This window comes from Bacillus sp. RE35 (assembly GCF_052146655.1).
GTDB lineage: Bacteria > Bacillota > Bacilli > Bacillales > Bacillaceae_G > Bacillus_A > Bacillus_A cereus.
Genome location: NZ_CP197377.1, coordinates 1,724,861 through 1,738,193 on the forward strand (window position 1 = coordinate 1,724,861; position 13,333 = coordinate 1,738,193).

Consider the following 13,333-nt stretch of genomic DNA (forward strand, 5'->3'; position numbering starts at 1 on the left):
TTCCTCATCTCCTCATAAACTTTATAAGTTTTTCTTTATGTAGTAATGCAAACATACTTAAGTAATATATGAGTGTATGTAAGTAATGCATTCCAATTTTGATTTGAGAAAAAATAAATAGAATGAATTTTGATTTTTTTGAAAAAAACATATTGACAACGAAAAGAACAACGTCCTATAATACGTGTAACAAATAAAAGTTAATTAAGAATTTTCTAACTTTATATGTTGTATATGCAAAGAAGAGGAAAGTAGATGATTATGATCGTTTCAGAGAGCTACTCCAAGGCTGTGAGGGTAGTAACAATCGAATCATTGAAGATCACCTCGGAGCATCGCTTGCGAAAGGGAAACTGAGTAGAGGGCGGCGGCATCGTCTCCGGTAAAAGGACGGAGGTCTGATTGGACCTACAAAGCTTATATTTCGTGAGAAGTATAAGGAAGCTGAGTGGTAACGCGAAACTCTCGCCTCAGCAATCAAAGCTACTAAATTGTAGTAGTTGATTGCTGAGGCGAGAGTTTTTATTTTTAAAAATAGAAGAAGAGAATGCGTAGAAGAGGAGAGTAAATGATAAAGATTGTTTCAGAGAGCTGCCCCGAGGCTGTGAGGGTGGTAACAATTCACTCATTGAAAATCACCTTGGAGCACTACTTTTGAAAACTAGTAAAAAGTAGCGGGGTTGTTCCCGATAGAAAAACAAAAGTCTAATTGGACTTGCAGAGCTTATATTTCGTGAGAAGTATAAGGAAGCTGAGTGGTACCACGATTCCCTCGTCTCAGCAATGGATTGCTACAAGTATGTAAGTAATCGATTGTTGAGACGAGTATATTTTTAAGGTTTATATACTTAATATTCTGTTAAAAATACTCATCTCAGCAATCGATGTAGAAATAGATTGCAAAAAATAGAGAAAAAAAGAGGAGCGATGTGAGATGGGAAACCAGTACATTTACATGAATGGGGAATTTGTAGAAAAAGAAAAGGCAGTTGTTTCAGTATATGATCACGGTTTTTTATACGGAGACGGTGTATTTGAAGGGATTCGTAGTTACGGAGGAAATGTATTTTGTTTAAAAGAACATGTGAAACGATTGTATGAATCAGCGAAATCTATTTTACTAACAATTCCAATGACGGTAGAAGAAATGGAAGAAGCAGTTTTACATACACTCCAAAAAAACGAATATACTGATGCTTACATTCGCTTAATTGTCTCAAGAGGAAAAGGTGACTTAGGGCTCGATCCGAGAAGTTGTGTGAAGCCGAGCGTAATTATCATTGCAGAACAATTAAAGTTATTCCCACAAGAATTTTATGATAATGGGCTAAGCGTTGTATCTGTTGCATCAAGACGTAATACGCCAGATGCGTTAGATCCACGTATTAAGTCAATGAATTATTTAAATAACGTACTTGTAAAAATTGAAGCAGCACAAGCAGGAGTGTTAGAGGCTCTTATGTTAAATCAACAAGGATATGTTTGTGAAGGTTCTGGTGATAATGTTTTCGTTGTGAAAGATGGAAAAGTATTAACCCCGCCATCCTATTTAGGAGCATTAGAAGGTATTACGAGAAATAGTGTTATCGAGCTATGTGAGCGACTGAGTATTCCGTGTGAGGAAAGACCGTTCACTCGCCATGATGTATATGTAGCGGATGAAGTATTTTTAACAGGAACAGCAGCGGAGTTAATTCCAGTTGTAAAAGTTGATTCCAGAGAAATTGGAGATGGGAAACCAGGAAGTGTAACGAAACAATTGACCGAAGAATTTAAAAAATTAACGAGAGAAAGAGGAGTACGTGTTCCCAGGCTGACGGAAAGCTTAGCATAAATAAGGAGAGGAGTTAATGGAAATGAAGCAGCAGTATACAGCGTATGAGAAGTTACAGTATGAAGAAATGACAGGCGCTGGGCACGTGATTCAATGTTTGAAGAAATTGGGTGTAACGACCGTTTTCGGCTATCCAGGCGGAGCGATTTTACCAGTATACGATGCGTTATACGAAAGTGGTTTGAAACATGTTTTAACTCGTCATGAGCAAGCTGCCATTCATGCGGCTGAAGGATATGCGAGAGCTTCTGGAAAGGTCGGGGTAGTCTTTGCTACCTCTGGCCCAGGGGCGACAAATTTAGTTACGGGCTTAGCAGACGCTTATATGGATTCGATTCCTTTAGTTGTCATTACCGGGCAAGTTGCAACGCCTTTAATTGGTAAAGATGGATTTCAAGAAGCGGATGTTGTCGGAATTACAGTACCTGTTACGAAGCATAATTACCAGGTTCGTGATGTGAATCATGTATCACGAATTGTGCAAGAAGCTTTTTACATCGCCAAAAGCGGGCGCCCGGGACCAGTATTAATTGATATTCCAAAAGATGTTCAAAATGCAAAAGTCACCAGTTTCTTTAATGAAGAAGTTGATATTCCGGGGTACAAACCAGAATTTGTACCAGACAGCATGAAACTTAGAGAGGTGGCTAAAGCAATTTCAAAATCTAAGCGTCCACTTCTTTATATTGGAGGAGGTGTCATTCATTCAGGTGGATCCGATGAACTCTTCGAATTCGCAAGGGAGAACCGTATTCCAGTCGTTTCAACTTTAATGGGACTTGGTGCATATCCACCGGATGATTCATTGTTTCTAGGGATGCTTGGTATGCATGGGACATACGCTGCTAATATGGCGGTAACAGAATGTGATTTACTACTTGCATTAGGTGTTCGCTTCGATGATCGTGTAACAGGAAAATTAGAACTTTTTTCTCCAAACTCGAAAAAAGTACATATTGATATTGATTCTTCTGAGTTTCATAAAAATGTAACTGTAGAACATCCGATTGTTGGTGATGTAAAAAAAGCGTTACACATGCTGTTACATATGTCTATTTATACACAAACAGACGAATGGCTTCAGAAAGTAAAGACATGGAAAGAAGAATATCCACTTTCTTATAAGCAAAAAGAATCTGAGTTAAAACCACAGCATGTGATCAACTTAGTAAGTGAATTAACGAATGGTGAAGCGATTGTCACAACAGAAGTAGGTCAGCATCAAATGTGGGCTGCTCACTTCTATAAAGCAAGAAAACCTCGGACGTTCCTTACCTCTGGAGGATTAGGAACGATGGGGTTTGGTTTTCCAGCAGCAATTGGTGCTCAGCTAGCTAAAAAAGAAGAACTTGTCATTTGTATTGCAGGTGACGCTTCTTTTCAAATGAACATTCAAGAACTACAAACAATTGCTGAAAATAACATCCCTGTAAAAGTATTTATCATAAATAACAAATTTTTAGGGATGGTAAGGCAATGGCAAGAAATGTTTTATGAAAATCGTTTATCAGAATCAAAAATTGGATCACCAGATTTTGTGAAAGTAGCAGAAGCTTATGGAGTAAAGGGATTAAGAGCAACAAATTCAACCGAGGCAAAACAAGTGATGTTAGAAGCATTTGCTTATGAAGGTCCTGTTGTAGTTGATTTTTGTGTAGAAGAAGGTGAAAACGTATTTCCGATGGTTCCGCCAAACAAAGGGAATAACGAAATGATTATGAAGAGGTGGGAAGAATGAGTCATACTTTTTCACTCGTTATTCATAACGAGCCAAGCGTCTTATTACGTATAAGTGGGATTTTTGCTCGGCGTGGTTATTATATTTCTTCTTTACATTTAAAAGAAAGAGATACTAGTGGTGTTTCTGAAATGAAACTCACAGCAGTTTGTACTGAAAATGAAGCGACATTACTTGTTAGTCAGTTAAAAAAAATAATTGATGTTCTGCAAGTAAATAAATTATAAGGAGTGTATGGAATATGAAAACATATTATGAAAAAGATGCAAATGTAGAGTTATTACAAGGAAAAACTGTTGCAGTAGTTGGTTATGGATCACAAGGTCATGCGCAAGCACAAAATTTACGTGATTCTGGTGTAGAGGTTGTAGTTGGTGTTCGTCCTGGTAAGTCGTATGAAGTAGCGAAAGCGGATGGATTTGAAGTAATGTCTGTTTCAGAAGCGGTTCGAACCGCACAAGTTGTACAAATGTTATTGCCAGATGAACAGCAAGCTCATGTGTATAAAGCAGAGGTAGAAGAGAATCTTCGTGAAGGACAAATGTTACTTTTCTCACATGGATTTAACATTCACTTCGGACAAATTAATCCGCCAAGTTACGTAGATGTAGCGATGGTCGCGCCAAAAAGTCCAGGTCATCTCGTTCGCCGTGTATTTCAAGAAGGAAATGGTGTTCCAGCATTAGTCGCAGTGCATCAAGATGCGACGGGAACAGCGCTACATGTAGCACTGGCGTATGCAAAAGGTGTAGGGTGTACACGTGCGGGGGTAATTGAAACGACATTCCAAGAAGAAACCGAAACGGATTTATTCGGTGAGCAAGCTGTACTTTGCGGCGGGGTAACTGCACTTGTGAAGGCCGGGTTCGAAACGTTAACGGAAGGTGGATATCGTCCTGAAATTGCATACTTTGAATGTTTGCATGAATTAAAGCTAATTGTCGACTTAATGTACGAAGGTGGATTAACGACTATGCGCCATTCTATTTCAGATACGGCAGAGTTTGGAGATTATGTAACAGGATCGAGAATTGTTACAGATGAAACGAAGAAGGAAATGAAGCGTGTTCTGACAGAAATTCAGCAAGGTGAATTTGCGAAGAAATGGATTTTAGAAAATCAAGCAGGGCGTCCGACGTATAACGCAATGAAAAAAGCAGAACAAAATCATCAATTAGAAAAAGTGGGAGCAGAGCTTCGTGAAATGATGAGCTGGATTCATGCACCGAAAGAATTAGTAAAGAAATAGAGTAAGAGAGTATAAATGAAAAATATGTAAGAGGGGATTTGACAAGATGAGAAGTGACATGATTAAAAAAGGTTTTGATAAAGCACCGCACCGTAGTTTATTAAAAGCAACTGGTTTGAAAGATGAAGATTTTGATAAACCTTTCATAGCGATTTGTAATTCTTTTATTGAAATTATTCCAGGGCATAAACACTTGAACGAGTTTGGGAAACTTGTAAAAGAGGCAGTTCGCGCGGCAGGTATGGTACCATTCGAATTCAATACAATTGGAGTTGACGATGGTATTGCGATGGGACATATCGGTATGCGTTATTCTCTTCCGAGTCGTGAAATTATTGCAGATTCAGTAGAAACGGTTGTAAATGCACACTGGTTTGACGGCATGATTTGTATCCCAAACTGTGACAAAATTACACCAGGTATGATGATGGCTGCACTACGTATTAATATTCCGACTGTGTTTGTTTCAGGCGGCCCGATGGCGGCTGGAAAAACGTCAAAAGGAGAAGTTGTTGATTTAAGCTCTGTTTTTGAAGGGGTAGGAGCTTATCAATCTGGGAAAATTTCAGAAGAAGAATTAAAAGATATTGAAGATCATGGCTGTCCATCTTGTGGCTCTTGTTCGGGTATGTTTACCGCGAACTCTATGAATTGTTTATGTGAAGTATTAGGTTTAGCTCTTCCTGGTAACGGGAGTATTTTAGCAATTGATCCAAGACGTGAAGAGTTAATTAAACAAGCAGCAGAGAAATTGAAAATTTTAATTGAAAGAGATATTAAGCCGCGTGATATTGTAACAGAAGAAGCAATTGACGATGCTTTTGCACTTGATATGGCGATGGGTGGATCAACGAATACAGTATTACATACGCTAGCACTCGCACAAGAGGCAGGACTAGATTATGATATGAACCGTATTGATGCAGTTTCAAGACGTGTACCTCATTTATGTAAAGTAAGTCCAGCCTCAAATTGGCATATGGAAGATATTGATCGTGCGGGCGGGATTAGTGCAATTTTGAAAGAGATGAGCCGGAAAGAAGGAGTACTTCATCTTGATCGAATAACTGCTACTGGGCAAACATTAAGAGAAAATATCGCTGAGGCAGAGATTAAAGATAAGGAGGTTATTCACTCTCTCGAAAACCCTCATAGTGAAGAGGGGGGCTTACGTATATTAAAAGGAAATCTTGCTAAAGATGGAGCGGTTATTAAAAGCGGTGCAACAGAGGTAAAGCGTTTTGAAGGGCCTTGCGTTATTTTTAATTCACAAGATGAGGCACTTGCGGGCATTATGCTTGGGAAAGTGAAAAAAGGAGATGTAGTTGTCATTCGTTATGAAGGACCAAGAGGTGGCCCTGGTATGCCAGAAATGTTAGCCCCAACATCAGCAATTGCTGGAATGGGATTAGGTGCTGAGGTTGCATTATTAACAGATGGACGTTTTTCTGGAGCTTCACGTGGAATTTCAGTAGGACATATTTCACCAGAAGCAGCAGCGGGCGGGATGATTGCACTTCTTGAACAAGGGGATATTGTATGTATTGATGTTGAAGAACGCTTGCTAGAAGTAAGGGTGAGTGATGAGGAATTAGAAAAGCGTAAAAAAGAATGGAAACGACCAGAACCAAAAGTGAAAACTGGCTGGCTTGGACGTTATGCACAAATGGTAACATCGGCGAATACAGGGGCTGTTCTGAAAATCCCACATTTTGATTGAGCCAATTTAAAAGAGATAAGGATGATATATAATGGTGCAAAAGGTAAAGGAGAGAGTGAAAATTGAAGATATCTTAATGGCCCATAATTGCATGAAAGATATCGTTATTAAAACACCGTTACAACGTGATACAGTTTTATCTGAGAAATATGATTGTGACGTTTATGTAAAACGAGAAGACTTACAATTAATTCGCTCTTTCAAAATTCGTGGTGCATACAATTTGATTCAAAGTTTACCGAAAGAAAAGTTACAAAACGGTGTTGTTTGTGCAAGTGCTGGTAATCATGCGCAAGGAGTTGCTTACACGTGTAATTTATTGAAGATTCCGTCAAAAATATTTATGCCCACAACAACACCGAAACAAAAAGTATCACAAGTACAATTTTTCGGTGGTGATTTCGCAGAGATTGTATTAGTTGGTGATACATTCGATAGCTCTTTCCAAGAAGCACAGTGTTATTGTGAAGAAAATAGAATGACATTTGTTCATCCGTTTGATGATCCGTATGTAGTTGCTGGTCAAGGGACAGTGGCAGTTGAAATTATGCATGATATGGAGAAACCGGTTGATTATATCTTTACAGCAATCGGTGGTGGTGGATTAGCATCAGGAGTTGGTACATATGTAAAAGGTGTTAGTCCTACTACAAAGGTTATTGGTGTAGAGCCAATGGGAGCTGCATCTATGAAAGAGGCTTTTCTTCAAAATGAAAATGTAGCATTGGAGAAAATAGATAGCTTTGTTGATGGGGCAGCTGTTAAAAAAGTAGGAAAGTTAACATTTGAAACTTGTAAAGATGTAATTGACGATATTATTTTAGTACCAGAGGGGAAAGTTTGTACGACGATTTTAGAACTGTATAAGAAAAATGCGATTGTAGCTGAACCGGCTGGTGCACTCTCTATTGCAGCGCTTGATTTATATAGAGATGAAATAAAAGGTAAAACAGTTGTATGTACGCTAAGTGGTGGAAATAATGATATTGATAGAATGCAAGAAATGAAAGAGCGTTCGCTCATTTATGAAGGACTGAAACATTACTTTATCATTGAATTTCCGCAGCGTTCAGGTGCGCTAAGAGAATTTCTTGATAAAGGATTAGGACCAGAAGATGACATTACGCGCTTTGAGTATATTAAGAAACATAATAAAGAAAATGGTCCAGCATTAGTCGGCGTAGAATTAAAACATAAAGAAGATTATGAGCAATTAATTACTCGCTTTAAAGAAAATAATATTCAATTTATGGAACTTAATAAAAACCCTGTTTTGTTTGATTTGCTTATTTAATAGAAGGAAAGAGTTAGAATGTAAATAAAAAAGATAGATACAAGCGAGGGAATATAGTGCTTGTTCTATCTTTTTTATAGTTAAACTAGGTACTCATTAAATTCAAGAAGAATAAAGCTAGCTAACCAAAAGAGTATCGCAATACGAATGATTACATACATTGTAAATTCAAAAGGAGTAAGATTTCTCTCTCGCTTTATTTTTTTAAATAGTCTCACAGAATAAAAGGAACATAAAAGCAGGATTGCTATAGACATTTTATAGATGTTTTCTAAGAGGTTTATATTTTCTAATAACTCTTTCAGCATGTTTATCACCTATTCTGTAAAGTATATTACAGAGAAATAGATCTTGAGCTGTCTAGTTTCGTTTGTTTTTTATTTTCCCTGTATCATCAATTTCTACATCAGTTGAAATTGTTTGTAAATATTGAAGAGCTTTTTTCTTTTCTCCTTCATTTACAGGGGAAACTTGGTTGTTGCGAATGATATAAGGATTGAATGACATTTGGACATCCTTTCCTTTAAAAGTTAAAGTTAATACGCCAGTTTCAGCGCTTTTCCCATTCACATAACTCGGGAATAAAAAGTTACCTAATGAGTAAGCGATAGGAACTTTATTATAATACTCAAACCCTTGTAACCAATGTGGATGGCTCCCGACAATTGCGTTAGCTCCTGCTTCAACCATTTTAGGTACATATTGCTTTTGGTATTCTACCGGACGATTTGATTTTTCAACGCCCCAATGCATATAGACGATTAAATAGTCTGCATCTTTCTTTTGTTCTTTAATTGTTTTTGTTACAAGATTTAAATCATAGCCATTCGCAACGCCAGGTTTATTCTCACCAGCTACCCAATTAGAATCAGGCATAAATCGAACGAAGGAAAGAAATTTAAACTTTTTCCCTTTTACGGTCATTTCTCGTGCTGTATATGCATCTTTCGCATTTTTTCCGGCTCCAATGTAAGGGAACTTTAATTTTTCTACGTGAGAAATCGTATCTAATAATCCATCTTGCCCATAATCAAGTGTGTGGTTATTCCCAATATTTACGATGTCATATCCAGTGTTTTTAATAGCTTGTAGTGTAGATGGATCACTTTTAATCCAAAACAGTTGCCCAGGTGCTTTCTTTTCTTTCGTTGTAAATGCCGACTCTAAATTCACAAAAGAAATATCAGCTTTTTTTATTTCTTCTTTTACATGTTGGAATGGGTAATCAGCCCCATTCTTTTCGATTATAGGACGTAATTGCCAATCAAACATTGTATCACCAGAGAAGGTGAGTGTGATTTCTTGGTCTTCTATTTTCTTTTCGCTTTTTGAAGCGGTTTTACTAGATTTGTTTTGCAAATCGGGTTTGTCTTTTGCTTTTGAAATAAAAGAGTAATTGATTAATAAAACAATCGGTGTAATGAAAAAGGCTATTAACAAAAATCGTTTTAGTAAAGTTTTCATATATACCTTCCCTTTTAATATTATCTCGCAATTAAATTAACACTGAATCTATTAAAGGTAATTAAAGTTACAAAAAATAGCGGGTTATGTAGTGGAAAACATTTGTTAATATTCTCAATATTAAGTTAACATATAGATAACCTGTAAATCAATGTATAAACCAAAATATAGAAATAAAGAATTCGAAGGGTGAAGAATGAGAAATGGTTATATTAGGAGCAGTTGTAAATGGAATTTGTATTATATTTGGTACTTTACTTGGTAAATTATTTAGTAGGATTCCAGAAAGTATGAAAGGGACGATAATGCACGCAATCGGTTTAGCGGTTACTGTGCTTGGGCTTCAAATGGCATTAAAAAGTGAAAACTTTCTTGTTGTCATACTGAGTTTAGTGATTGGTACGGTAATTGGAGAATGGTTACAATTAGAAGAAAAGTTAAAACATTTAGGGGATTGGCTAGAAAATAAAGTTGGATCGAAAGGGAAAGGTAGCATATCAGAAGGTTTTGTAACAGCTACTTTAATTTTTGCAATTGGCGCGATGGGGATACTTGGTGCACTTGACAGTGGGATTCGCGGAAATCATGATATTTTATTTACAAAGGCGATTATCGATGGATTTATTTCTATTATATTAACGACAACTCTAGGAATTGGCGTAGTATTTTCGGCAATTCCAGTTGTTTTATATGAAGGTGGTATTGCAGTTTTTGCAACACAAATTAATAGTTTTGTCCCGAAAGAATTAATGAACCAATTTATAGTGGAGATGACGGCTACGGGCGGCATTATGATATCTGCTATTGGATTGAACTTGCTTAGTATTATTAAAATCAAGGTGGCAAATTTACTTCCAGGTATATTGGTAGTGGGTGTAATTGTTTCAATTATTTATGGTTACGGTTTGTTAGTAAATTAGTAGAGGATGGAAACACATATGGAGGAATTTCAATTTACAAAACGTGTGCATAAAATATTGGAGATTGCAGCAAAAGAGAGTGAGTATAACATAATTCACCCAGTCCATCTGTTTATAGGTATGTGTAAAGAAGGTACAGGAGTTTGCGCTGAGTTATTTATGTATTTGTTTCACAAAGTCGGTCCAGATTTTTTAGAAAAACTTTCGTTACGAAAACAATTCGATTTACATAATCAAGAGTATAAAAAAATAGGGCAATATAAACTATCTTATAAGGCGATAGAAATTTTACAAATAGCGAAGAAACGTATGGAACGCTTTCAGCAAGTAGTAGTAAATGAAGGACATGTTATGTATGCATTATTTCATGTAGATACAAATATTGGTGGATTTATACATACACAAATGCAAGAAGATATATTACGTATTACAGCTGCACCGAGAGACTTAGCGGTTGATTTAAATAGTTTTAAATCTATTTATAATACATTATTTTGTCATGTAAGAAGAGTTAGTCCTTCTGATTTTGATAAGTTATCACGATTTGTAGTGGATGAATTTGGTGAACGGTGGTTACAGTCGGTTGATTATGGATTTCGGACATATAACGAAAAGTTACCTATCTATATTGCACAGCAGGAGGAAGTAATAGTTGGTTTCGCCTGTTACGATGTAGTGAGAGGAAAGAAAGGCTTGTTTGGTCCAATGGGCATAGCGAAACAAAATCGTGTGAAAGGTGTAGGAAAAGAATTATTGCATCATTGTTTATATAATATGAAGCAAGATGGATATGAATATGCGATTATTGGACAAGCAGGTCCCATTGAGTTTTACGAGAGAAATTGTAATGCTCGTTTAATACCGATAGATAATAAGTAACCAACTTCATATAGAGGAGTTGGTTTTATTATGAAAATGATGTAGAGATGTAGTGTTTTTTACTAGAAAATAGCGGGTTTTGTAGTAAATCTTGCATATAAAGCAAATTACTAAACTTTTTACAAGAAAGGGTGTAGAATGGGTATCTAAAGAAAGAAGGTGTGAAAATGGCCAGCTGGAAACGGAATTTAATGATTTGTTGGCTAGGTTGTTTTACCACTGCAGCCGGTATGAGTTTAGTAATTCCTTTCTTATCTTTTTATATTGAGGAATTAGGAGTAACTGGCACTTCAAGCATTGCACAGTGGTCGGGACTTGCATTTGGTGTAACATTTTTAATGGGTGCGATCGTATCGCCAATATGGGGAAAGCTTGGTGATATACATGGACGGAAATTGATGCTTATTCGTGCTAGCCTCGGTATGGCGATTATTATGACGCTTATGGGGTTTGTAACGGATGTGTATCAACTAGTCGCACTAAGATTTTTAATGGGAGCAGTATCTGGTTTCCTTTCAACAGCGATGACATTTATTGCAGCAGAAACTCCGAAAGAACATTCAGGTTGGGCGATTTCCACAATTTCAACTGGTGGTGTGAGCGGTTCGTTACTTGGCCCGTTACTTGGCGGTTATTTGTCTGAGTTAATTGGAATGCGTCATGTCTTTCTTGTTACGGGAGCTTTTTTATTCCTTTCCTTTCTCATCGTTTTTTTCTTCCTGCATGAAGAAAATCACTCTGCTCAAGCAAAAAAAACACAGCCGAAAAAAGTATGGACGATGGTCCCAGCGAAGCATTTAATTATTAGTTTATTTGTAACAACATTTATTATTCAACTTGCTAATATGTCAGTTCAACCAATTGTTACATTGTACGTGAAAAATTTAGTAGGTCCTCATACTGCACATATTGAAACAATTGCGGGTGCAGTTATGTCAGCGACAGGATTAGCAGTTATTTTGGCAGCACCAAGACTAGGAAGATTATCAGATCATATCGGTCCTCAAAAAACGTTAGTTGTAGCGTTATTTGCTGCAGGAATTATTTTTATCCCGCAAGCATTTGTAACGTCAGCTTGGCAACTATTAATTCTTCGATTTTTATTAGGTATCGCACAAGCAGGATTATTACCTTCCGTACAAACTCTACTAAAACAACATACACCAACCCATGTTACGGGACGAATATTTGGATATAATCAATCATTTCAGTTTTTAGGAAATATGATTGGTCCAGTGCTCGGGGGACAAATTGCAGCGCATGCAGGTTTCCAATATGTTTTCCTCTCTACATCTTCACTATTATTTATTGCGTGTATTTGGGTTTATTTTCATAATAAGAACGAAGAGGTATCAGAGAAACGACATTTGGAAGTTAGTTAACTAAGTGAATGAAAAAGAAAAAGGATGAAGCAGCATGTGCTTCATCCTTTTCTTTAAAATCGAAGACAAAGATAACTTAATGTACCAAGCTCGTAACTACGGTGAATGACTTCACCGCTATTTTCACCACTTCCCATAGCGATAAATAAAGGAACAAAATGTTCTGCTCTTGGTACTGCTAATTGTGCATGAGGAGCATTTTTCTCCCAATTAAACAATGCATCTTTATCGTTATTCTGCATATGTTTAATAATCCAATCATCAAATTCAATTGCCCATTTTTCAGGTGTAGTTTGATTCCATTTCAGTGCTCGTAAATTATGAACGGTAACGCCACTCCCGATTACTAAAATATCTTCTTGTCCGAGTCCTTTAAGTGCTTCTCCAATTTCAAATTGTTCTTTTGCAGAAAGGAATGGATTGACTGATATTTGCACGACAGGAATATTTGCTTCTGGATACATGCGGTGCAGGAGTGTCCATGAACCATGATCTAAACCTCTCGTCATATTATGATGGACTGAAATACCTTTGTTCTTAAATTTTGTTTCTAAAATAGATGCAATATGAGAAGAGCCTTTCGCACGATATTTGATTTCGTATAACTCAGGGGGAAAACCTCCAAAATCATAAATTGTTTCATACTCGTTATCTGATGAGGAAATCGTTAATACTTCACTTTCCCAATGAGCAGTGAAAATAACAATTGCTTTCGGTTTATATGTTTCTCCAAGTGTTTTTAAAAATCGTGTATAGTCTGTATCTTGAATAGCGAGCATAGGCGAACCATGTGCTAAAAATAATGATGGCATCATAATAGTAGGAACCTCCTAAAAATTATATAGTTACTTTA

12 protein-coding genes and 1 other annotated feature are annotated in these 13,333 nt (G+C 36.8%); of the genes, 9 read left to right on the top strand and 3 right to left on the bottom strand.

All coding sequences use genetic code 11. From position 1 onward, the window contains the following. The first annotated feature begins 543 nt into the window (after nt 1-543). Nucleotides 544-783 (top strand) — a binding site (T-box leader). Between the two features lie 151 nt (nt 784-934). From ilvE to ilvA, 6 genes are read left to right on the top strand one after another with little or no spacing between them, the layout of a single operon-like run. Beyond that, entirely contained in the window at nt 935-1,834 is a 900-nt protein-coding gene (gene ilvE / locus ACTL4X_RS09060) for a branched-chain-amino-acid transaminase (protein WP_000528162.1), read from the top strand. A gap of 22 nt (nt 1,835-1,856) precedes the next feature. Then, nucleotides 1,857-3,572: an acetolactate synthase large subunit gene (gene ilvB / locus ACTL4X_RS09065; RefSeq protein ID WP_002164572.1), complete on the top strand. Its 1,716-nt coding sequence runs from the start codon at nt 1,857-1,859 to the stop codon at nt 3,570-3,572. Continuing rightward, entirely contained in the window at nt 3,569-3,799 is a 231-nt protein-coding gene (locus ACTL4X_RS09070; RefSeq protein WP_441395015.1) for an ACT domain-containing protein, read from the top strand. The genes ilvB and ACTL4X_RS09070 overlap by 4 nt, the downstream gene beginning before the upstream one ends. 14 nt (nt 3,800-3,813) lie before the next feature. Further along, complete coding sequence (ilvC, locus tag ACTL4X_RS09075; protein WP_000861143.1) at nt 3,814-4,821, top strand: ketol-acid reductoisomerase; 1,008 nt, start codon at nt 3,814-3,816, stop codon at nt 4,819-4,821. A gap of 46 nt (nt 4,822-4,867) precedes the next feature. Beyond that, complete coding sequence (ilvD, locus tag ACTL4X_RS09080) at nt 4,868-6,541, top strand: dihydroxy-acid dehydratase (RefSeq protein ID WP_001255814.1); 1,674 nt, start codon at nt 4,868-4,870, stop codon at nt 6,539-6,541. Between the two features lie 31 nt (nt 6,542-6,572). Then, on the top strand, nt 6,573-7,835 hold the full coding sequence (gene ilvA, locus ACTL4X_RS09085; RefSeq protein ID WP_000250327.1) for a threonine ammonia-lyase IlvA: 1,263 nt from the start codon (nt 6,573-6,575) through the stop codon (nt 7,833-7,835). An 80-nt stretch (nt 7,836-7,915) separates the two neighbouring features. Here the strand turns inward: ilvA and ACTL4X_RS09090 are convergent, their stop codons facing one another. Both ACTL4X_RS09090 and ACTL4X_RS09095 read right to left on the bottom strand, forming a co-directional pair. Next, entirely contained in the window at nt 7,916-8,143 is a 228-nt protein-coding gene (locus tag ACTL4X_RS09090; protein WP_000910604.1) for a hypothetical protein, read from the bottom strand. A gap of 52 nt (nt 8,144-8,195) precedes the next feature. Then, on the bottom strand, nt 8,196-9,299 hold the full coding sequence (locus ACTL4X_RS09095; protein WP_000854536.1) for a CapA family protein: 1,104 nt from the start codon (nt 9,297-9,299) through the stop codon (nt 8,196-8,198). 203 nt (nt 9,300-9,502) lie between these two features. Between ACTL4X_RS09095 and ACTL4X_RS09100 the strand changes: the two genes are divergently transcribed. The 3 genes from ACTL4X_RS09100 (at nt 9,503) to ACTL4X_RS09110 (ending at nt 12,480) form a co-directional block, all read left to right on the top strand. Further along, the gene (locus ACTL4X_RS09100) at nt 9,503-10,219 is read left to right on the top strand and encodes a DUF554 domain-containing protein (protein WP_000236030.1); all 717 of its coding nucleotides are present in this window, start codon (nt 9,503-9,505) and stop codon (nt 10,217-10,219) included. A gap of 18 nt (nt 10,220-10,237) precedes the next feature. Then, a complete protein-coding gene (locus ACTL4X_RS09105) occupies nt 10,238-11,098 on the top strand; it encodes a GNAT family N-acetyltransferase (protein WP_000390853.1) in 861 nt (286 codons plus the stop codon). A 167-nt stretch (nt 11,099-11,265) separates the two neighbouring features. After that, nucleotides 11,266-12,480: a multidrug efflux MFS transporter gene (locus tag ACTL4X_RS09110; RefSeq protein ID WP_000179303.1), complete on the top strand. Its 1,215-nt coding sequence runs from the start codon at nt 11,266-11,268 to the stop codon at nt 12,478-12,480. 53 nt (nt 12,481-12,533) lie between these two features. Here the strand turns inward: ACTL4X_RS09110 and ACTL4X_RS09115 are convergent, their stop codons facing one another. Continuing rightward, entirely contained in the window at nt 12,534-13,295 is a 762-nt protein-coding gene (locus ACTL4X_RS09115) for a DODA-type extradiol aromatic ring-opening family dioxygenase (RefSeq protein WP_000982899.1), read from the bottom strand. Between the last annotated feature and the right edge of the window lie 38 nt (nt 13,296-13,333).

Coding starts and splice junctions, on each gene's coding strand:
- ilvE (WP_000528162.1), top strand. CDS start 935: ATGGGAAACCAGTACATTTACATGAATGGGGAATTTGTAGAAAAAGAA.
- ilvB (WP_002164572.1), top strand. CDS start 1,857: ATGAAGCAGCAGTATACAGCGTATGAGAAGTTACAGTATGAAGAAATG.
- ACTL4X_RS09070 (WP_441395015.1), top strand. CDS start 3,569: ATGAGTCATACTTTTTCACTCGTTATTCATAACGAGCCAAGCGTCTTA.
- ilvC (WP_000861143.1), top strand. CDS start 3,814: ATGAAAACATATTATGAAAAAGATGCAAATGTAGAGTTATTACAAGGA.
- ilvD (WP_001255814.1), top strand. CDS start 4,868: ATGAGAAGTGACATGATTAAAAAAGGTTTTGATAAAGCACCGCACCGT.
- ilvA (WP_000250327.1), top strand. CDS start 6,573: ATGGTGCAAAAGGTAAAGGAGAGAGTGAAAATTGAAGATATCTTAATG.
- ACTL4X_RS09090 (WP_000910604.1), bottom strand. CDS start 8,143: ATGCTGAAAGAGTTATTAGAAAATATAAACCTCTTAGAAAACATCTAT.
- ACTL4X_RS09095 (WP_000854536.1), bottom strand. CDS start 9,299: ATGAAAACTTTACTAAAACGATTTTTGTTAATAGCCTTTTTCATTACA.
- ACTL4X_RS09100 (WP_000236030.1), top strand. CDS start 9,503: ATGGTTATATTAGGAGCAGTTGTAAATGGAATTTGTATTATATTTGGT.
- ACTL4X_RS09105 (WP_000390853.1), top strand. CDS start 10,238: ATGGAGGAATTTCAATTTACAAAACGTGTGCATAAAATATTGGAGATT.
- ACTL4X_RS09110 (WP_000179303.1), top strand. CDS start 11,266: ATGGCCAGCTGGAAACGGAATTTAATGATTTGTTGGCTAGGTTGTTTT.
- ACTL4X_RS09115 (WP_000982899.1), bottom strand. CDS start 13,295: ATGATGCCATCATTATTTTTAGCACATGGTTCGCCTATGCTCGCTATT.